Consider the following 19,015-nt stretch of genomic DNA (forward strand, 5'->3'; position numbering starts at 1 on the left):
TCGAGCATTTCATAGACAGTTCTGTCCTGAAGTCATGATACACTAAAGGATGAGAATTCTATCGGATTGAGGAGGCTTTTCTTTTATGCCAGATACTCAAACACATATAAAACAACGAATCGAGCAGGCCCACAAACGGGCACGTGCATGGCAACGGCCCGTCCTCGCCTCATATACTTGGGAGATTTCTGAATTTGATGCTTTTCAAATCATTCAAAACACAGACTCCTCCCACTACTATTTCATGACACCGGACCGCTCGCTTGAAATGCTCGGTTGTGGAGACGCCCTAGTGCTGACCGCATCGGGACCGGAGCGTTTCCAACGGCTCCAGTACGATTGGAGCTTGCACCGTCGGGACGTGGACGCCAAGGTCTACGCCTTTTCAGGCTTTTCGTTTGATACATTTATCCGTCCCCAAAAAAATATGTGGGACTCTTTTGGGGAAGCTTCACTTGTCGTCCCTAAATTTTTATACCGTCGCCACAATGACACGTATACCTTAACGGTGGCAACGCTCGTTTCCGCGAAGCAATCTGTGGAACAGTACTTGATTCAACTGGCTGAACAATTAGCGTTGTTCAGTTCATTGCATTCCTCAGAAGAACAATATCCGGCTTATACGCAGGTGAAAGATGGAGTCGACCATTTCAAATCAAGTTTCCAGCAGGCGAAACAGCACATTGAGGAGGAACAGGTCGAAAAAATCGTCATCGCGCGCGAAGAGATTTATCAACGCTCCGATATCGACTTTCCATTTTCCCGTACGCTACGTCATTTGGCCGAACATCAAGAGGGGAGCTACGTATACTTATATCAACCTAAAAAAGATGTCGGATTTTTTGGCGCAACTCCGGAGCGTTTGATTCATAAACACGGTGCAGCCATTCAAACCGCGGCGATTGCCGGAACGGCGAAGCGACCGGACACGGAGATTGAAGCAGAAGCTACGAAAGAGCAGTTACTGCAAGACCCGAAAAATCGTGAGGAACACCAAATCGTCGTCAAAGACATCAAACAGGCACTCTCACCGTACGCTGCTTCCATTCAATCGTTTGAGACACCCCAAATTCTTGCGAACCGATCGGTGTTTCACTTGCATACACCGATTCATGCGGTTTTGGAGTCGAACACCTCGTTATTATCTCTAGTTGAGTCTTTACACCCGACACCAGCCCTTGGCGGTTCGCCAAAACGGACATCGGTCCGGTTGTTACGGGAAATCGAACGCTTCGATCGTGGATGGTATGGTTCACCGTTTGGTTGGATTGATAACGAAGGAGATGGAGAGTATGTCGTCGCCATCCGTTCTGCACTCGTCAATCAGCAATTCGTCTCAGTCTACGCAGGGTGCGGTATCGTCAAAGATTCACAACTTCACCTCGAGTTAGAAGAGACTGAGATCAAATTAAGTCCAATTAAACAAGCTTTACAGCTCGTTGAAAGTCAACCGGGAGGCGTCAGCCATGAATAATCTATTGACCGATTGGGTGGCATCCATGATGAACCGACTGATCGAATCCGGGGTCCGGGACGTAGTGATCAGTCCCGGATCGCGTTCCACCCCGCTTGCGATGGCGGCCTATGTACATCCGAATATCCGGCATCACATTATCGTCGACGAACGCTCGGCAGCTTTTTTCGCACTCGGACTTACCCGTTCAAGTGAAACAGTGCGTCCGGTCGCATTGATTTGCACAAGCGGAACAGCTGCCACTAACTACTATTCTGCGGTTGCAGAAGCCTTTATTTCACAACTTCCGCTTATCGTGTTGACGACGGATCGCCCACACGAATTACGTAATATCGGTGCGCCACAGGCCATCAATCAAGTTCGATTATACGGTGAACATGTGAAAGACAGTATCGACCTGCCCGTACCCGAAAATGCAGCGATGCCGTACATGCAACAGACCGTCAACCGTTTTGTTCAATTGAGTATGCAGGTCCCACTCGGCCCGGTTCATTTGAACATCCCGTTCCGGGAACCGCTTATTCCGGATCTAGAGCGATTAAAACAGACATTATCCGGCGAAGCACCGGTATTAGAGACGCCCTATCTGCGCCCGACTACAACAGACATCGAACATTTCATCGAGGCGGTGAACGGGAAAACACTAGCGTTTGTAGCGGGACCCAATGTGCCGACTCCATGGCTCGAGATGATTGATCAAATCGCCGCCACCTATCACATCCCGATTTTTGCAGATGCTTTAAGCGGCATGCGGAAGTATGACGCGGTGTTGACAAATTACGACACCTGGCTAGCGAGCGACCATCGAGATGAATGGTTACCTGACGTCTCGATCCGGTTCGGTGCAGCCCCTGTGTCTAAACGATTGAATCAATGGCTTTCGAAAACCAAGCAATTGGTGATCGATCAACCGGGATCGTTTCGTGACCCATCGAGTCTCGCTACAGTCCTCTATGGAGATGCCCGTGATTACCTTCGTTTCATCACATCAAGCAACGAACCGGCATACTCGAGCCGTTTACAATGGTTCGAACAAGTCACGGAGGCGGCCAAAGACGACCTCCAAGGCGAAAGCGGTCTGACACACCATCTGCTCGCCACCTCAATCGACCGTTTATTCGTCAGTAACAGTATGCCGATTCGGGATGTTGATACGGCATTATCGGCCGGCACGCCAATCCACATCCTCGCCAATCGCGGGGCCAACGGGATCGATGGTGTCTTGTCGAGCGCACTCGGAAGCTGTTACGAGACGGAAAAGGCCGCTCTTTTAATCGGTGACTTGGCATTTTATCACGACAGCAACGCGCTTCAATTATTGAAGACGCATCCAGGACGCTTTTCTGTCATCGTCGTGAACAATAACGGAGGCGGAATATTCTCCTTCTTGCCACAGGCCGAAATCGAACCGCAGCTGTTTGAGGATTTGTTTGGTACGCCACTCGACTTGAACGTGCGTGGCTTTGCCGAAACATACGGCCTGACTTATGAATTAATTGAACGCCCAGAGGACGTGCAGTCCGCCATCGAGGCCGGGGTCCAACTGATTGAGTTTCCGTCAGAAAGAACTCGAAATGTCACGGCTCACCGAGAATGGACACAGTCCATTTGTTCACGTCTCGTGAAGGAAAACGAGTCATGACAACAAATATCCGAGGACTGTCGTATGAAGTGATTGTCCGCGGGGAAGGAAATCCGATTCTTCTGCTTCATGGATTTACCGGAAACGCAGAATGGATCAAGCATTTTCCGAAACTCCAGTCACGTCTCGTCTCTCCTTCGTTGTTGCAACACGGGGAGACTGCCGCCTGCCCGGTGCGCCGTTCTTGTATGAGTCAACAAATATACGACCTGTCCCGTTTAATGGATCTGGACAATCGACCTTGGACTGTCATCGGCTACTCACTCGGCGGACGAATCGGGTTGACCCTAGCCGCCTGTGACGAGCGTGTCCATCATGTTATCGGAATCAGCACGACGCCGGGACTTCAGTCCACGTTTGAACGGAAGCTTCGACGGCAACAAGATGCGCAACTCGCTCGTTTGCTCGAAGAAGAAGGTCTTGAAGCATTTGTGGAGCGATGGGAGAACCTGCCACTTTGGCGTCAAACCGAAAGCATGAAGGCTGAGCTCCGGAAAGAAAGGCTCGCACAACGTCCGGATGCACTAGCGAACAGCCTACGAGCCATCGGAACAGGGCATATGCCTTCCCTATGGGGACATCTCAAGCGTTTGCCCCGAATCGATTTGATTGTCGGGGAGTATGATCACAAGTTTCAAACGATTGCTCGCGACATGAAACGAGAGCGTCCAGACATACAAATCCATGAAATTTCGGATGCCGGGCATGCTCCTCATATCGAGAACACCCAAGAGTTTGGTACAATAATAAAGAATTTGATTTTAGGGGGTAACTAAATGGAATCAGTAGCTAACTGGACATCAGTCCGTACTTATGAAGACATCAAGTATGAAAAGTGGAACGGGATTGCAAAAATCACGATCAACCGTCCTGAAGTGCGTAACGCGTTCCGTCCATTGACGGTCAATGAATTGATTGACGCATTCGCTCGTGCCCGTGACGACAAAGAAGTCGGTGTCATCATCTTGACAGGTGAAGGGGAAAAAGCCTTCTGCTCCGGCGGAGACCAAAAAGTCCGTGGCCATGGTGGATATGTGGGCGAAGACGAAATCCCACGTTTGAACGTCCTTGACCTTCAACGCTTGATCCGCGTCATCCCGAAACCGGTCATCGCGATGGTTGCAGGTTTCGCAATCGGCGGTGGTCACGTCCTTCACGTCGTCTGTGACTTGACGATCGCAGCAGACAACGCCCGTTTCGGACAAACAGGTCCTAAAGTCGGGTCGTTCGACGCCGGGTATGGTTCAGGATACTTGGCTCGCATCATCGGCCACAAGAAAGCACGTGAAATCTGGTACCTTTGCCGTCAATATGACGCACAAGAAGCACTCGAAATGGGCCTCGTCAATACAGTGGTCCCACTTGAAGAGCTCGAAGCAGAAACAGTCAAATGGTGCCAAGAGATCTTGCAACACTCACCAACCGCGCTTCGCTTCTTGAAAGCAGCCATGAACGCAGATACAGACGGCCTCGCCGGGCTTCAACAACTCGCTGGAGATGCAACGCTTCTCTACTACACGACGGATGAAGCCAAAGAAGGACGCGATGCGTTCAAGGAAAAACGTGACCCTGACTTCGGTCAATTCCCACGTTTCCCTTAATTCGTAAAAGAGTAGCGATTTCGCTACTCTTTTTTTGGAGGTTGATTTGATGTACGAATTGATGAAAAAACATCCTGCCTCAGATCTCGCACTTGTGTCTGAAGGCGTACAACTTACCTGGAAAGAACTGCTCATAGAAAGTCAGGAGCTCGCCGCACACCTTCAACGCGTCTCCAGTACAGCTAAGCATATCGGGCTATTCGCTTCGAACAGTAAGGACTACGTCGTTGCAGTTCATGCTGTTCACTTGTTAGGAAAGGTCCTCGTGCCGTTGAACACACGATTGACTTCCTTCGAAGTGAACCGCCATCTCGAAAAAGCGGAGATTGACCTCCTCCTTGTCGATGAAGCAATCGATTGTCCCGTCCATCAAGTGCTCTTGACCGAACGCGATGAATCAGGTTTCATTCCGCAACATGAGTGGAAAACAAATGAGGTCATGTCACTCATGTTCACATCCGGGACGACAGGGATGGCGAAAGTTGTACAACAAACATATGGAAATCACTACTCGAGTGCGATTGCCGCCCAGAAGTATCTTAGGTATGACCGCGCTGACCGTATGCTCGTCGTGACGCCGCTATTTCATATGAGTGGTCTGGCCCAAGTGTACCGAAGCGCCATTTATGGCTCAACGTTATTCATCGAACCGAAGTTTGATGTCGAAAAGACGATTCACCTGATTGAGACGGAGCGTATTACCCAGCTCTCGCTCGTCTCGGTTATGCTGCAACGCTTGCTCGATGCAGGATTATCGAGGCACGGGTTGCGGACGTTACTCGTCGGTGGCGGTCCGGTTCCGCAACCTCTTTTAGAAGAAGCCCAACGCCGTGATTTGCCGGTCGCCCAAACGTACGGGATGACCGAGACCTGCTCGCAAGTCGCAACGCTTCTTCCGAATGAATCGTTATCCCATATCGGTTCGAGCGGACATGCCATTCCACCGACAATGCTTCGCATCAATGCCCAAGGCGAGATCGAGGTGAAAGGACCTACTGTCACACCCGGTTACTATAAGCAGTCTGAGGCCAACGCATGGACCGAAGACGGATTTTGGAAAACCGGGGACCTCGGTACGATTCGTGACGGTTACCTCTATGTACATGACCGCAGAAGCGATTTAATCATTTCCGGGGGAGAGAACGTCTATCCTGCTGAGATCGAAGCCGCACTCTTACGATGCCGTGGGGTACGCGACGCCGGTGTGACCGGTATGACTGACTCAACTTGGGGGATGGTCCCAATTGCTTTTGTCGTCGGTTCTTTTGACGAGGAAGAAATGCAACAACTCTTACATGAACAACTTGCGAAATACAAACACCCTAAATCGATTTATTCGGTTGAACAACTTCCCCGTAATGCGAACGGGAAACTAATGCGCCATCGCTTAAAGGAGCTGCTTTCATGATTAAACGAGCCGACTTGTATATCGTTCCTTTGACATTCAAACATCCGATTGTCACCGCACATGCCGTTCTGTCCGTTCGACGCACCGTAATTTTGCGTCTTGAGACGAATGACGGGGCAATTGGTTATGGGGAAGGAGTGGCTTTTGAAACTCCATGGTATACTTCCGAAACGGTCCATTCTACGATTGATGTATCGAAATTGATCATACAACTATTGAAAGGGATGACTGTCTCGGCCGGTTCGTTTCACACGATTGTCTCCTCCATTATTGGTCACCCTATGGCGAAATCGATGTGGGAGCATGCATTGTGGGAAATCGAGGCGGCTCGTGCAAACGTGACGTTAAAGCAACACTTGCAGGCGAACGACCAAGTGGAATGCGGTCGAACGATCGGGATCGGTCTTCTCACCCAAACGATGAAATCAATCGAGTCTGCTCTTGATGCCGGATTTAACCGGATTAAACTGAAAGCGGCACCTTCCGAGTTACTGACCGCGTTACAGGAAATTCGAACTTTCTTTCCAAACGCACCGCTCATGATTGATTTAAATGGCAGTGCCGGGACACAGTCGCTCGATTGGTTCCGCCAAATGGACACTTATCAGCTTATGATGGTGGAACAGCCGTACCCGAGCAATCAATGGGTAGCGTCTGCTGAACTACAAAAGCACATCAAGACACCGATTTGTCTCGATGAGTCCATCTCCTCCCGTTACGATGTCGAAACGATGAAACATCTCGGTGCCGGTCAAATTGTGAATGTAAAACCTGCCCGCGTCGGCGGACTAAGTGAAGCACTGGCGATTCGCGAGAGCGGGACGCCCTACTGGGCCGGTGGGATGTATGAATCCGCCATCGGGCGATATCATACCCTTCTGTTCGCCTCCTTGAATGGGGCATCGTTTCCTGCTGATATGTCTGGTACGAGTGCTTATTTTGAGCAGGACTTGCTCGATACGCCACTTGAAGTGGAGAACGGAAAGCTCCACATCCCGGACCACGCCCGGCCCGACTGGTCAATGGTTACACAGCTGAGTGAACGAACAATTTCACTGATCTCATAAGAAAAAGTGCTCAGTTCAACGAGTGAACTGAGCACTTTTTATGGTCGGAAAGAACCGGTCAACACTTCAAAGCCATCTTCGGTCACGATCACGGTATGTTCGAATTGTGAGACAAGACTATTGTTCGGTGTGAACAGTGTCCAGCCATCCTCCTCGGATTGATACACGATTTCATCTTTTGTCGAGATGAACGTCTCCACCGCGATGACCTGTCCTGCTTTTAAAAGCTGATTCTCTTCACGACTATAGTAGTTCGAGATTGTTTCCGGTTCACCGTGAAGCGTCCGGCCAAGTCCGTGCCCCGCCAAGTTCCGAATGACGGTAAAGCCATTTTTTCGTGCCTCGGCGTAAATCGCCTTACCAATCTGATTGACCTTCACTCCCGCTTTCACTTTACTGAGCCCGGCTTCTAACGAAGTGAGCGAAACCTCGACCAACCGTTCATCCTTCGTTGACTTTGGCGTACCCGCAATAACCGTACGACCTGTGTCTGAATAATATCCATCCTTCACAGCCGATACATCAATGTTGACGATATCTCCGTCTTGAATCACTTGCTCACCCGGAATGCCGTGTGCCGCGACTTCATTTACCGAAATACACGTGTATCCCGGAAATTCGTACATTGTGATCGGCGCCGACGACGCCCCTTCTTCTTCTAATACACGTTGTCCGATCTCATCCAATTCCTTCGTTGTCATGCCCGGCTTGACGGCTTTTGCCATTTCATCTCTAGCCAATGCGACAATGCGACCAATTTCGCGCAAGGCATCGTAATCATAATCCAACATCATCATACCCCTCTCAATCTAATAGTCGATTTTGATACAAATATTCTGCCGATACGTCAGCAAATAAAAACATGCCATCTGGTAATGGATAGCTGAAGGTTCGGGTCACTTCATTTGAGCTAAAATCACGATAGTCTTCAGATAAGTACCCACGCCCACGAACGTCCATCGCGGCCATCGTCTGAATGAAGTACGGTCGGAAGCTCCAATTGTATCCACGAAACGTGTTATCGACCTTCCACTCTTCAGCGTTTCGATAAATGTTTGCACTCGTTTGGAAACCCGTTTCATCCGTCAAATAATAACGGACGAACACATCTTCCAGTCGCGATGCGATGTATAATAACCATTCATCTTTTTTGTCACGGGACCATTTTCCAGACTGGACGAGCTCACCGATTCGACGGTGTAGCTCAAACTCCAGTTCATACAACCGATTTACGCGCTTTTGATCGTGTAAAAAGAAGGAGGGAATTTCCTGCGTCAAGACGCTCATCCCTTTGATTTCATGTTTCGGAACCTCCTCTTCATGACCAAGCAATCCGCCCATATAATAACGTCCGCCGTGCTGCCATGCATAACGGAGTTGACCAACATGGTCGATTGACTTGTACAATAAAGGCGCCCCGAGCTTTGAGGCGATATATTCCATCGTCTGAAGCATGTTCGGATAGGTGACTGACAACGTCTTCTTCTCGACCATCGTTCCTAAATCAACGAGCAGAAGCTCTGGAGCAATGGTCATGATGTCTTCTATACTCGTTGACTCAGCGAAGTCGAGGGCAATTTTCACACCTGAAGATCGATAATATTGAACTACCCGTGCCAAGTGCTGAACATCAACCAGCTCCTTGCCTTGAAGCGTCACATAGATCCGATGAAGCGGGAAATTTAACTCACGCAATGGAGCCAAAAATGCTTCGCCGCCTTCTTCGAGAATCCATTCCGAACGACAACGGAAGGTAACGAACTGCTTCTCATCGCGAAGTTGTTCTGCCGCCATCCGTTCCATGCGCTTGGCGATATCCAGTTGATATTCTAACGGGACATCATCATCAAAAAAGAATGGCGTCAACGATTCACCGCGGAAACGTCCATGCACCATATACCCTTCCACTTGAAATGTCGCTGCCCCAAGAATCGGTTCATATGTCAATTCCACTTCCTCAGGATGTACCATCACTTCCACGGCATCCATTCTCATCACCCCATCCTTAAATGCGAAAACGAGCCACAATCAGCTCGTTCGCGTGTTCACATACATATAGGCGCCGAAACAAGCAATAAAATACGCAATACTCATTACTCCATATGCAATGCCCATCTTTCCGCCGACCCCGATGGCTAATACTAAAAAGATCATTGCTCCAAATAGTAATGTTGCCACAGGGATATAACGAAAGTTAGGACGGTCTGTCTTTGATATGATTGGCTTCAACGCAAAGACGCAAACGAGCAGTATGATTAGACCGAAACTTAATTCCACCATCCGTTGACACCTCATCCTTCCATCTCTACTCATTTAGTGTAGCATGACACAAATAAAAAAACCGCAAATCCACTTAAGGAAATGCGGCTCTCAATCATCATTAGTCACGCGGACGGCGTGGGCCACGGTCATCTGAGCGACGACGGTCGTCACCACGGTATGAGCCTCTGCGATCTCCGCTGCGTCCACCGTCACGGCGGTCGCCGCCACGTCCACCTCGGCGGTCACCGCCACGTCCGCCACCACGACGATCGTTGCGACCACGGTATCCACCGCGATCGCCACCACGGCCACCTTGGCGTTTCACACGAACTGGTTCAGCGTACGAGATTTCAACTGGTGTTGAATCTGGCTCTTTCGTCAATCCACGAAGGGCAGCAGCGAGAATCTCAACTGCTTCGTACTCTTCAAGGAGTTCTGTCGCAAGTTGCGTGTAAGCTTTGAAGTCGCCCGCTTGAACGCGTTCGATCAACTCTTCAGCTGCTTGCTTTTGGTTTCCTTCAAGTACTTCCGCGATTGTCGGTACGTGACGACGGTTCATGCGCTTGTTCGTTACACGTTCGATTGCCTTCACTTGTCCAAACTCACGTGGCGTGATGAACGTGAGGGCTGTACCTGTTTTACCAGCACGACCTGTACGACCGATACGGTGTACGTAGCTCTCTGGGTCTTGTGGTACATCGAAGTTGTAAACGTGCGTAACACCTGAAATATCAAGTCCACGTGCCGCAACGTCTGTCGCTACCAAGATATCGATTGTTCCGTTTTTGAAACGACGAATGACTTGGTCACGTTTCGATTGCGTCAAGTCTCCGTGAAGACCGTCTGCAGTGTATCCGCGTTTGATGAGTGCTTCTGTCACTTCATCTACACGTTTCTTCGTACGAGCGAAGATGATGCTGAGTTCTGGTGAGTCGATGTCGATCAAACGGCAGAGCGTATCGAATTTTTGACCTTCGCGTAATTCGATGAACTGTTGGTTGATGTTCTCGACTGTCATCTCTTTCGCTTTTACTTTGATGATTGTCGGTGATTTCATGAAACGCTCCGCAATCTTTTTGATTTGCGGTGGCATCGTTGCTGAGAAGAGAAGCGTTTGGCGCTCTTCAGGAAGACCAGCCAAAATTGTTTCGATATCTTCAACGAAGCCCATGTTAAGCATTTCGTCCGCTTCATCCAAGATGACTGTTTGAATGTCATCGAGTTTGATTGTTTTACGTTTCATGTGGTCCATGAGACGTCCAGGTGTTGCAACGACGATTTGCGGGTTCTTTTTCAAACCACGGATTTGACGGTCGATTTGCTGACCACCGTAAACAGGAAGTGCGTATACGCGCTTTGTTTCTCCGATTTTGTTTAATTCTTCTGCAACTTGAATCGCAAGTTCACGTGTCGGTGCAAGAACGAGTGCTTGGACTTGACGTGCCTTTGAATCGATTCGCTCAATTGTCGGAATACCGAAAGCTGCTGTTTTCCCTGTACCTGTTTGTGCTTGTCCTAATACGTCCACTCCTGTGAGTGCGACAGGAATTGTCTCAGCTTGGATCGGTGTCGCTTCTTCGAAGCCCATTTTGTGTACACCTTTTACTAACGCTTCACTTAATTGTAAATCTTGGAATTTTGTCAAATTATATTCTCCTTTGTTCATACAAAAAACGTCTGAGTTCAGTTTGACAGATCTACAGACGTTTTCTCAATGTTTCCTCATAGTCAACTTTATTAACTATAACGTATTTATTCCTAAAATGAAAGAAATACATTTTCAAACTTTTTCATGTCACCCGAACATGAGTTATCTTATTTCAATTTGTAGCCGTTGTCGAGTTTTTCAACTTGCTTTTCCTTCAACAACTTCCCAAGTGCCCGTTTGAACGCCGCTTTACTCATTCCAAACTCACGGTCGATCACGTCAGGAGCCGTCTTATCACCGTATGGCATTTGCCCCCCGCGTTCCTCGATATAGTCACGAATACTCGCCGCATCTCCATCGATTGCCTCGTAGGCTCGCGGTTTCATCGAAACGAGGACCGTTCCGTCTTGCTTCACTTGTGTCACCCGGACCGTCAATGGTTCACCTAGTCGTGGCCAACGTGTCATTTCCGCTTCATGTAAAAAGCCTAGTGACTCCTGCTCCACCCATACGTTCACACCGACATCCCGTTTATTAACGACAATCGCCTGAACGTCTTGATTGTTCCACTCTTCTTTTGACGGGCGCGCCAACAAGTTCAAGTAAGAATACGGTGCCGGATCACCGAGCAACCGGCCCTTTTGATCATATTTCAAACGAATGCACAGCTGGTCTCCTGCTTGAGGCCAGTATGAGCGATTCTCCGGAAGATCGTCCATTGATACGAGGACATCTTTTTGAATCCCGATATTCACAAACACCCCCGTGTTGTAGCGGACCCCCGTCACTTCAAACCATTCATATTCATCAAACGACACGTTTGGAATCGTCATCGTTGAAGCAAGACGTCCTTCAGAGTCATGGTACAAAAATACCCGAACGGTTTGTCCGACTCCGACCTCCTCAGTCTGTTCTTTCCGATGAAGAAGTACTTCCTCACGTCCATTTCCAATAAACACACCAAAATCAGCTGAACGTTCTGCTACTAAATCAACAACCTCACCTGCACGTAGTGCCATTAAAATCACATCCTTTTTTCCATCTATTACTGTCAGTATACCTACCTACACGCGTTCCTAATCATATCATGTTCCTCTTCAATATTCGTCATAAATATGAACAAATTGTGAACAAGAATGACATATATGTAGAATCTAAAAAAAGCCGAAGTGAAAATTCATTTATTAAAATTTTGTGACAATTTAGTGAACGGACTTTTTCCTCCTAGTATCATGCTATTGAAAACGTTATTATAAAGGAAGCGTTGAACATCTCAGGTTTCAACTTGGATCGATTGGGGGATTATAAATGTTTGATGTACAATCTCGTTCGTTTGCAAAACGATTCATGAAGGGCTTATTGATTGCCTTTTTTGCACTCCTCGCTTCGTTAAGTCTTATTTTCTCGAACGGTGTCGATACAAACGTATCTTCATCCGTCACGATGACTCAAGAGTAAACGCCTTTCGGACCGCTGAAGGCGTTTTTTTATTTGCCTAAAAGAAGACAGGGTTCTTTCTTCTTTTGTCGAATAGCATACATAACATCCTACCGTATTATGTTAAAACCTTTTTGAGAAAAGGAGTGTCCGTTATGCTATTTTATTTTCTCACTACGGTTCTTTCAATCATCGGATTATCCCTTTCCATTCAATCCGGCTTTTTTACAGAACCCGTCGGTACTTTTTTATTCGCCGCGCTGATTGCCATGGCCCTTTCATCTTTCAAACAGATGCTCAGTCATATGAACCATGTGTTGGTTGAAAGAAGGAATCAGAAACGGATCAAACGCGTCATCGCCCGAATGCATTCCACTTCACGGAAGCGCTCTACATAACACTCGTCTTAACCGGTCAGTTTTGGTATTCTATTGAAGACAGAACAATATCGTATAATGGATTTATATCGCAGGAGGAACACACACGTATGAATGAAATCCCCTTATCGAACGAATGGTTGTTACGTTATTCGCCCGTCATGGAACTTTGGTTAAAAGAAGACGGGATCTTACTGGTCGATGACGATAATCGCATTCGCCTCACGCTTGAGATCGGTAACGACCAAGCGATGCAGATCAAAAGTATTGAGCAAGATGGCGCCTATTTTGTTGTTGATCCGGTGAATAAACGAATCACGTTCGAACTCGAGGAAGAGGAAGAAGAGAGCGATTCTCGCTTTTGGGAATAAAGATTCATCGTAAAGAGTCGGATTCTCGTTATGAGAAGAAGACTCTTTCTTGTTGTCATCATGAGAGGAGAGAAACAAATGATTCGCACAGCTATATGGTTTTTTTCATTTTTTGCCGTTTTGCCCGTCACCGTTCCGTTTTTAAACAAAGCGAAAAAAATCGAAACTCCCGAGCGCTATCGGTACGTTCAGGATATCGCATATAAATGGGCTCGTTTTCTATTAAAGGTTGCAGGTGCAAACGTTCGAGTACATGGTCAGGAACACATCCCTGATGAGCCTGTCGTCTACGTGGCCAACCACCAAGGAAACTTCGATGTCCCGATTATGATTACTGCCACAAAGAGACCGAAAGCATTCATTTCTAAAATCGAAGTACAAAAGTTCCCAATCATCCCACGCTGGATGGAAATGATGGGTTGCATCTTTATCGATCGCAGCGACCGCCGCCAGTCCATCAAAGCCATTCGCTCCGGTGTCGACACGATTCAGTCAGGTCAATCAATGATTGTTTTTCCAGAAGGGACACGCTCTAAAGGCGGCCCGATGAAAGAGTTTAAAGCGGGTAGTCTAACCCTCGCCACGTCGAGTGGCGCAAAAATTGTCCCTGTCGCCATCCAAGGCAGCTATAAGTTGTTAGAAGAAAAAAACCGCATCACGCCAGGCACAGTCGACGTCACCTTCTTACCCGCGATCGATCCGGCTGACTTACCGAATAAGGAGATCGCTGCGACAGTCGAAGCAGCCATTCGTCAACAGATTGAAGGAGAGAACGCATGAGTTTATTAATGATTGAAGGCATTCATAAAGAGTTTGCCGACAAAGTCTTATTTGATGACGTGACGATGACGATTCACCCGGGTGACCGCATCGGAATCATCGGTGTCAACGGATCTGGAAAATCAACATTCATGAAAATCATCGCCGGTACCGAGACGGCAGACCGGGGAACGATGCAGCATCCGAACGATTATCGGATTCGTTATCTGACGCAAAGTGTCCAGTTCGATGAAGGACAGACGATTCTAGATGCTTTGTTCACGAGCGATACTCCGTCCGTACAAGCACTGAAACAATTCGAACGTGCCCGTCAAGCGCTCGAAGCAGACCCGACGAGTGAACAGTTACTCGAACGCTTCATGAAAGCCCAACAAGCTGTCGATGCCGCTGATGCTTGGGAAACAGAAGCAAAACTGAAGTCGATTTTGAACCGTCTCGGCTTACCTGATGTGACGGCTGACGTGAACGCCCTATCCGGAGGACAACAAAAGCGTGTCGCTCTCGCCGCAGCGTTACTTGATGAAGCGGACTTACTGCTCCTAGATGAGCCAACGAACGAACTCGATGCCGATACAATCGCCTGGCTTGAGACGATGCTGGCCGATTACCGGGGAGCCATCCTTCTCATCACGCACGACCGTTATTTCTTGAATCGTGTCACGAACCATATCTTAGAGATTGCGGATGGGACGAGTTACTTCTATAACGGAAACTATGAGCTGTTCCTTGAAAAGCGAGCCGAACGAAAAGCACGGGCGCAATCAATGGAACAAAAGCGTCAAAACATTTTGCGTCGTGAGCTTGCCTGGTTACGCCGTGGCGCAAAAGCACGTACAACGAAACAAAAGGCACGCATTCAACGCGTCGAAGACTTGAAACATCAGGAATCGTTGGCTGAAGAAGAAGCACTTGACGTATCCGTCGGTTCTAGACGCCTCGGTAAAAAAGTCATCGAGGTGGAAGACATGTCCTTCGGTTACGATGACTCCTTGCTCATTAAGCAGTTCAATTGGATTTTCGGCCGTCGTGAACGGTACGGCATTGTCGGACCGAACGGGAGCGGGAAATCAACGCTTATGAACCTGCTCGCCAAACGTTTGGAACCGACAGACGGCATAATCGTGCACGGGGAAACGGTCCATCTCGGCTATTACGGTCAACAAGTCGAATTTGAAGATGAATCACGACGTGTCATCGACGAAATCGAGCGGATTGCGAAAGTGATTCATACTCCGGACGGGGAAACAATCACAGCCGGCCAAATGCTCGAACGGTTCCTGTTTACACCTGATGCACAGTACAAGCCGGTCGCCAAATTATCGGGCGGCGAAAAACGCCGTCTCGTTCTCTTACGCATCTTGATGGATGAGCCTAACGTCTTGTTCCTCGACGAGCCGACGAACGATTTGGACACGGAAACCTTATCTGTGTTAGAGGACTATTTAGAATCATTCCCTGGCACTGTTATCGCCGTCAGTCACGACCGCTATTTCTTAGATCGTGTCGCCGGGCAGTTGATTGCCTTCGAGGATGGGATGATTCAGGTGTATCACGCAGAATACAGCGACTACTTGGCGATGCGCCAAGAAGAGGTTCGTCAAGTGAAGAAAGAGAAAGAACCGAAAGAAAAGAAAGAACGTGTGAAGTCGGAAGTCGTGAAATTCACCTTCAAAGAACAGAAGGAATGGGACACGATTGAAGAAGACATCGCCGCTCTTGAAGAACAGATTGAAGCACAAGAAGCGACGCTTGCGACAGCGGGGAGCGACCTCGGAAAAGTGAATGAATTGTACGCAACAATCGCAGAACTGAAAGAATCACTCGATGCGAAGATGGAACGTTGGACGTACCTATCTGAAATCGATGAACAAATACAAGCACAGAAAAAGGGCTGACCTAAATACGAGGAAGCCTCTCAAATAAAATAAAAAGGAGGTGGATTTCCGGTGCGTGTTCCGGAAATCTACCTCCTTTTTTCACTTCACTTTAACGAAAAGTACACCGCTCGTAAGGCGATGTGCTCAAATGGACTGATGTGTCAGTGATTTGTCATATAGCTATAGACATAGACGTCATGGGCTTGTCCACGCTGGCGCATGTAGTTATGTAGTCGACCTTCTTGAACGAATCCATTCTTCTCAAGCATGCGTTGCGATGCGAGATTATCGATATAAACAATGGCACCGATACGTTCAATCTCACACGTCGCGGCAAACTGAAGCGCCGCGTGAAGGGCTTCCGTCGCATAACCCGAACGCCAATATTCCGGTCTGAGTTCATAACCGATTTCGGCGCGACGGTGTGACGGTGCCCGATTGTGAAATCCGATTGTTCCGATTAACACTTTTGATTCACGATGTTCAATCGCAAAACGGATGATGGCCCCCGTCTCGATTTGAGCGAGCATGTGGGTAAGCATCTGCTCCGTCTCTTCAAGCGTTTGATGCGGCTCCATCCCATAATGCTGGAGCACTCGTTCATTTGAAAAGATGGCGAACACGTGTGGAATGTCCTCCATTTGGAGGGGACGCAGTCAAAGACGCTCTGTCTCAATCAGAGGGAGCTTGTTCATCCTTTACTCACCAAATTATGTTGAAACGCATAGACGACTGCCTGTGTCCGGTCATAGACGTCAAGCTTCGTCAAGATGTTCGACACGTGTGTCTTCACTGTTTTGAGTGAGATGAACAATTCGTCCGCGATCACTTGATTCGACTTTCCTTCCGCCATAAGTTGCAAGATTTCACGCTCACGGGCTGTCAAACTTTCATGAAGCGTCATCTCCGGGTGACGTAACCGCTCGAGCATCTTCCCTGTCACCTGCGCTGCCATGACAGGATTACCGGCAGCGGTCTGTCGAATCGCGTCGGCAATCTCGTTCGCGTTGGCAGTCTTCAAAACGTAACTCATCGCTCCTGCTTCGATGACAGGGTACACTTTCTCATCATCCAGAAAACTTGTGACGACTAAGATTTTTGCTTCTTTCCAGCTCGCTTTAATTCGTTTTGTCGATTCGACCCCGTCGACCGGTTCCATGACAAGGTCCATCAATACGACGTCCGGTTTTTCCGCAATGGCAAGTTCCGCACCTGTCGCACCGTCCGATGCCTCGCCAACCACTTCAATATCCTCTTGTGTCGACAAAAAGGCGGATACGCCAGCTCGGACCATTTCGTGATCATCAATTAATACGACTCGAATCATTGTTACCCCTCCACTTGTTGTTTCACGCGCACTTCGATCTGTGTTCCGACGCCCGGGACACTGACAAGGCGTAACGTTCCGCCCACTTCCGCCGTACGTTCTCTTATCGATTGTAATCCATACGAAGCGACTTGTGTATCGTCCACATTAAATCCGACCCCATCATCGTTGATTTTCAAAATGACGGTTTGCTGTACCGTACGCATCTCAATTTCCAATCGTTTTGCTTTGGCATGACGAAGCGTATTACTGATTGCTTCCTGCACGATTCGGAACAACTCGTTCTCCGTATGACGAGAGAGATGAACCTCCTCAAGACGCCAAATCAGTTCGGTTGATTGTTTTCGTGATAATTCTTCAAGTAAACGTTCGATTCCTGTTTTAAGGGTCATCCCTTCAAGTTCGACCGGGCGAAGCTGCAGCAGCAAGGAACGCATCTCGGCTTGGGCGGTCTGCGCCATCAGTTCGACTTGTTCCATTTGTTTGGTAGCTACTTCCGGCTTCGTCCGCATCGTTTGTTTCACCGCTGTCGTCATCATCGAAATCGCATACAGTTGTTGACTGACCGAATCATGCAGTTCTCGCGCGACACGACGTCGTTCTTCTACAACCGCTTCACTCCGTGCTTCCTCCACGCTGATGGGACGGTCCCCGACACGCTTCGCCATCTCAATCATTTCCTGACGTTGCTTCGCAATTCGCACAATGCGTTCAAGCGTATCCCGGTATGGAGACAACGGGCGGAATGTGATTTCTTTTTGGTTCTCCAGTTTCCATAAGGCGTTGGCCACCTCACGAAAATCTCGTCGTAAATAAAAGTACGAAGCGACTCCAAAAATACTTCCGATCAATACTGCGATGACAAGAATGGACAGACCGAAAGGCAACCCTTCTCCACCTGAAAATAAATCACTGAGTGAAGTCGAGTCACCTATAAGAAAGGCTAATGTGATGAAGAAAGCCGTCAACAGACTACTGAATAACTGGTGCCACACGACCGTTCTTGGATAGGAATCTTTTTTCATACCGTCATCACCTCGACACTTCCGCTCATGAGCACGATATGAATTCTTACTTTCCGAGTCGCATCCACATAGTCGTCTGACGCTTTATAGAAACGACGGTTAAATACCGGTGAATAGTTCGATTCGTCGACTTGAATTTTTCCAAAACCGATCGAGGCGTCAATCGAATAGTCGTAACCCGCTGGAATTAAAATCCGGATATCGCCCGCCAACCCGTTTAAAAGCAAGAAGGTCTCGCCTTCCGGAATAATCGCTTGCGATAAATCCATTTCGACATCTCGTAGTAAGAAAAATTCATTTGTGTCACGCAATACATAATGCCCTGTCTCTTTAGACCCAAATGAAAAGGCCTGCTCTTGACGAAGGTGTGTCCGGACTCTCGATTGGGCCGGACGGTTTTTGTATAAGCGATATCCAAAAAGGAGCAACATGCCTGACAAGACAAAGCCAAAGGCTGCGGATGAGAAGATCAATCCGATGAGCATGATGCCACCGATCGCATAGAAAACATAACTCGCGGACTGCTTTCCTTTTCGACTAAAACGCCGTCCGATGTATAACAGTAACAGTGGAAGAATCATGCTGAATAAGACGCCATTCCCACCCGTCACGATATCAATGAAAAGTCCGACTGAAAATAAAATGATCATAAATCCGATGATTTGACGTGTGTTCCAACGCTCCATGTCCCTTCCCCCTTTCTCAATATGTATCATCAT

Annotated in this window: 20 protein-coding genes; 11 read left to right on the top strand and 9 right to left on the bottom strand. The window is 48.2% G+C overall.

Translation table 11 applies throughout. The features are described 5' to 3' along the window. Window positions 1–85: 85 nt before the first annotated feature. The 6 genes from KNP03_RS10360 to menC are packed head-to-tail and all read left to right on the top strand — an operon-like array spanning window position 86 to window position 7,192. Complete coding sequence (locus KNP03_RS10360; RefSeq protein WP_214829050.1) at window positions 86–1,474, top strand: isochorismate synthase; 1,389 nt, start codon at window positions 86–88, stop codon at window positions 1,472–1,474. Beyond that, window positions 1,467–3,116: a 2-succinyl-5-enolpyruvyl-6-hydroxy-3-cyclohexene-1-carboxylic-acid synthase gene (gene menD, locus KNP03_RS10365; RefSeq protein WP_214829052.1), complete on the top strand. Its 1,650-nt coding sequence runs from the start codon at window positions 1,467–1,469 to the stop codon at window positions 3,114–3,116. Before KNP03_RS10360 ends, menD begins: the two co-directional genes overlap by 8 nt. Next, a complete protein-coding gene (locus KNP03_RS10370) occupies window positions 3,113–3,892 on the top strand; it encodes an alpha/beta fold hydrolase (RefSeq protein ID WP_214829054.1) in 780 nt (259 codons plus the stop codon). The genes menD and KNP03_RS10370 overlap by 4 nt, the downstream gene beginning before the upstream one ends. Next, complete coding sequence (menB, locus tag KNP03_RS10375) at window positions 3,893–4,717, top strand: 1,4-dihydroxy-2-naphthoyl-CoA synthase (RefSeq protein ID WP_214829056.1); 825 nt, start codon at window positions 3,893–3,895, stop codon at window positions 4,715–4,717. A gap of 49 nt (window positions 4,718–4,766) precedes the next feature. Continuing rightward, the gene (gene menE / locus KNP03_RS10380) at window positions 4,767–6,125 is read left to right on the top strand and encodes an o-succinylbenzoate--CoA ligase (protein WP_214829058.1); all 1,359 of its coding nucleotides are present in this window, start codon (window positions 4,767–4,769) and stop codon (window positions 6,123–6,125) included. Beyond that, the gene (gene menC, locus KNP03_RS10385) at window positions 6,122–7,192 is read left to right on the top strand and encodes an o-succinylbenzoate synthase (protein WP_214829060.1); all 1,071 of its coding nucleotides are present in this window, start codon (window positions 6,122–6,124) and stop codon (window positions 7,190–7,192) included. Before menE ends, menC begins: the two co-directional genes overlap by 4 nt. A 38-nt stretch (window positions 7,193–7,230) precedes the next feature. Here menC and map read toward each other — a convergent pair whose 3' ends face one another. From map to KNP03_RS10410, 5 genes are all read right to left on the bottom strand, one after another. Then, the gene (gene map, locus KNP03_RS10390; protein ID WP_420827884.1) at window positions 7,231–7,983 is read right to left on the bottom strand and encodes a type I methionyl aminopeptidase; all 753 of its coding nucleotides are present in this window, start codon (window positions 7,981–7,983) and stop codon (window positions 7,231–7,233) included. A 13-nt stretch (window positions 7,984–7,996) separates the two neighbouring features. Continuing rightward, the gene (locus KNP03_RS10395; protein ID WP_214829064.1) at window positions 7,997–9,181 is read right to left on the bottom strand and encodes an EAL-associated domain-containing protein; all 1,185 of its coding nucleotides are present in this window, start codon (window positions 9,179–9,181) and stop codon (window positions 7,997–7,999) included. A 39-nt stretch (window positions 9,182–9,220) separates the two neighbouring features. After that, the gene (locus KNP03_RS10400) at window positions 9,221–9,472 is read right to left on the bottom strand and encodes a hypothetical protein (RefSeq protein WP_214829066.1); all 252 of its coding nucleotides are present in this window, start codon (window positions 9,470–9,472) and stop codon (window positions 9,221–9,223) included. A 100-nt stretch (window positions 9,473–9,572) separates the two neighbouring features. Next, window positions 9,573–11,099 (bottom strand): degradosome RNA helicase CshA, encoded by a 1,527-nt coding sequence (gene cshA, locus KNP03_RS10405; RefSeq protein ID WP_214829068.1) that lies wholly within the window; start codon window positions 11,097–11,099, stop codon window positions 9,573–9,575. A gap of 170 nt (window positions 11,100–11,269) precedes the next feature. Further along, complete coding sequence (locus tag KNP03_RS10410; RefSeq protein WP_214829070.1) at window positions 11,270–12,121, bottom strand: CvfB family protein; 852 nt, start codon at window positions 12,119–12,121, stop codon at window positions 11,270–11,272. A 289-nt stretch (window positions 12,122–12,410) separates the two neighbouring features. Here KNP03_RS10410 and KNP03_RS10415 point away from each other — a divergent pair, with 289 nt between their 5' ends. The 5 genes from KNP03_RS10415 (at window position 12,411) to KNP03_RS10435 (ending at window position 15,962) form a co-directional block, all read left to right on the top strand. Further along, the gene (locus KNP03_RS10415) at window positions 12,411–12,560 is read left to right on the top strand and encodes a hypothetical protein (RefSeq protein ID WP_214829071.1); all 150 of its coding nucleotides are present in this window, start codon (window positions 12,411–12,413) and stop codon (window positions 12,558–12,560) included. 134 nt (window positions 12,561–12,694) lie between these two features. Beyond that, complete coding sequence (locus KNP03_RS10420; RefSeq protein WP_214829072.1) at window positions 12,695–12,937, top strand: hypothetical protein; 243 nt, start codon at window positions 12,695–12,697, stop codon at window positions 12,935–12,937. An 89-nt stretch (window positions 12,938–13,026) separates the two neighbouring features. Then, entirely contained in the window at window positions 13,027–13,287 is a 261-nt protein-coding gene (locus KNP03_RS10425; protein WP_026826759.1) for a hypothetical protein, read from the top strand. Between the two features lie 78 nt (window positions 13,288–13,365). Then, entirely contained in the window at window positions 13,366–14,067 is a 702-nt protein-coding gene (locus KNP03_RS10430) for a lysophospholipid acyltransferase family protein (protein WP_214829073.1), read from the top strand. Further along, a complete protein-coding gene (locus tag KNP03_RS10435; RefSeq protein ID WP_214829074.1) occupies window positions 14,064–15,962 on the top strand; it encodes an ABC-F family ATP-binding cassette domain-containing protein in 1,899 nt (632 codons plus the stop codon). Before KNP03_RS10430 ends, KNP03_RS10435 begins: the two co-directional genes overlap by 4 nt. A gap of 143 nt (window positions 15,963–16,105) precedes the next feature. Here the strand turns inward: KNP03_RS10435 and KNP03_RS10440 are convergent, their stop codons facing one another. From KNP03_RS10440 to liaF, 4 genes are read right to left on the bottom strand one after another with little or no spacing between them, the layout of a single operon-like run. Continuing rightward, on the bottom strand, window positions 16,106–16,600 hold the full coding sequence (locus tag KNP03_RS10440) for a GNAT family N-acetyltransferase (protein ID WP_338082732.1): 495 nt from the start codon (window positions 16,598–16,600) through the stop codon (window positions 16,106–16,108). A gap of 35 nt (window positions 16,601–16,635) precedes the next feature. Beyond that, window positions 16,636–17,271, bottom strand: coding sequence for a response regulator (locus KNP03_RS10445; protein ID WP_214829075.1), 636 nt, complete (start codon window positions 17,269–17,271; stop codon window positions 16,636–16,638). Between the two features lie 2 nt (window positions 17,272–17,273). Next, entirely contained in the window at window positions 17,274–18,296 is a 1,023-nt protein-coding gene (locus tag KNP03_RS10450) for a sensor histidine kinase (protein WP_214829076.1), read from the bottom strand. Continuing rightward, window positions 18,293–18,982, bottom strand: coding sequence for a cell wall-active antibiotics response protein LiaF (gene liaF, locus KNP03_RS10455; RefSeq protein WP_214829078.1), 690 nt, complete (start codon window positions 18,980–18,982; stop codon window positions 18,293–18,295). Before liaF ends, KNP03_RS10450 begins: the two co-directional genes overlap by 4 nt. Between the last annotated feature and the right edge of the window lie 33 nt (window positions 18,983–19,015).

The organism is Exiguobacterium algae, from assembly GCF_018617875.1.
GTDB classification, from domain to species: Bacteria; Bacillota; Bacilli; order Exiguobacteriales; family Exiguobacteriaceae; genus Exiguobacterium; species Exiguobacterium algae.

Excerpts from the sequence above, each read along its gene's own strand:
- map (WP_420827884.1), bottom strand. The coding sequence starts at position 7,983 with ATGTTGGATTATGATTACGATGCCTTGCGCGAAATTGGTCGCATTGTC.
- KNP03_RS10435 (WP_214829074.1), top strand. The coding sequence starts at position 14,064 with ATGAGTTTATTAATGATTGAAGGCATTCATAAAGAGTTTGCCGACAAA.
- KNP03_RS10360 (WP_214829050.1), top strand. The coding sequence starts at position 86 with ATGCCAGATACTCAAACACATATAAAACAACGAATCGAGCAGGCCCAC.
- KNP03_RS10430 (WP_214829073.1), top strand. The coding sequence starts at position 13,366 with ATGATTCGCACAGCTATATGGTTTTTTTCATTTTTTGCCGTTTTGCCC.
- KNP03_RS10400 (WP_214829066.1), bottom strand. The coding sequence starts at position 9,472 with ATGGTGGAATTAAGTTTCGGTCTAATCATACTGCTCGTTTGCGTCTTT.
- menC (WP_214829060.1), top strand. The coding sequence starts at position 6,122 with ATGATTAAACGAGCCGACTTGTATATCGTTCCTTTGACATTCAAACAT.
- menD (WP_214829052.1), top strand. The coding sequence starts at position 1,467 with ATGAATAATCTATTGACCGATTGGGTGGCATCCATGATGAACCGACTG.
- menE (WP_214829058.1), top strand. The coding sequence starts at position 4,767 with ATGTACGAATTGATGAAAAAACATCCTGCCTCAGATCTCGCACTTGTG.
- KNP03_RS10395 (WP_214829064.1), bottom strand. The coding sequence starts at position 9,181 with ATGGATGCCGTGGAAGTGATGGTACATCCTGAGGAAGTGGAATTGACA.
- KNP03_RS10420 (WP_214829072.1), top strand. The coding sequence starts at position 12,695 with ATGCTATTTTATTTTCTCACTACGGTTCTTTCAATCATCGGATTATCC.
- KNP03_RS10370 (WP_214829054.1), top strand. The coding sequence starts at position 3,113 with ATGACAACAAATATCCGAGGACTGTCGTATGAAGTGATTGTCCGCGGG.
- menB (WP_214829056.1), top strand. The coding sequence starts at position 3,893 with ATGGAATCAGTAGCTAACTGGACATCAGTCCGTACTTATGAAGACATC.
- KNP03_RS10415 (WP_214829071.1), top strand. The coding sequence starts at position 12,411 with ATGTTTGATGTACAATCTCGTTCGTTTGCAAAACGATTCATGAAGGGC.
- KNP03_RS10410 (WP_214829070.1), bottom strand. The coding sequence starts at position 12,121 with ATGGCACTACGTGCAGGTGAGGTTGTTGATTTAGTAGCAGAACGTTCA.
- KNP03_RS10425 (WP_026826759.1), top strand. The coding sequence starts at position 13,027 with ATGAATGAAATCCCCTTATCGAACGAATGGTTGTTACGTTATTCGCCC.
- KNP03_RS10450 (WP_214829076.1), bottom strand. The coding sequence starts at position 18,296 with ATGAAAAAAGATTCCTATCCAAGAACGGTCGTGTGGCACCAGTTATTC.
- liaF (WP_214829078.1), bottom strand. The coding sequence starts at position 18,982 with ATGGAGCGTTGGAACACACGTCAAATCATCGGATTTATGATCATTTTA.
- KNP03_RS10445 (WP_214829075.1), bottom strand. The coding sequence starts at position 17,271 with ATGATTCGAGTCGTATTAATTGATGATCACGAAATGGTCCGAGCTGGC.